Annotated in this window: 1 protein-coding gene; it reads left to right on the forward strand. The window is 50.0% G+C overall.

Features of this window, described 5'->3' with window-relative positions; translation table 11 throughout:
• Nucleotides 1-234, forward strand: a 234-nt coding sequence (locus AAEY78_RS15055; RefSeq protein WP_352340317.1) for a hypothetical protein, incomplete at both ends; no start/stop codon positions are given.

The raw sequence follows: 234 nt of genomic DNA on the forward strand, positions 1-234 counted from the left end.
CAGCAATACCACCAAAGCCTCGGTGGTCTCGTTTGCGTCTGGATTACCAGGTAATCCCTTCATTATGGTTCCGGCTGCTGGGGCTGATGTCGTCCAGTACTTCGGGTTCGCAATCCACATGGCACAACAGATTGCCTATCTGTTTGGTGAAGATGATTTGTTCGAAAACGGTGGTGAGTTGACGGAAGGTGCGAGGGTTAGGGTAATTTCCTATCTTGGTGTCATGTTTGGCGT

The sequence above is a fragment of the Psychrobacter sp. 16-MNA-CIBAN-0192 genome (genome assembly GCF_040309565.1).
In the GTDB taxonomy this organism is placed as follows: Bacteria; Pseudomonadota; Gammaproteobacteria; order Pseudomonadales; family Moraxellaceae; genus Psychrobacter.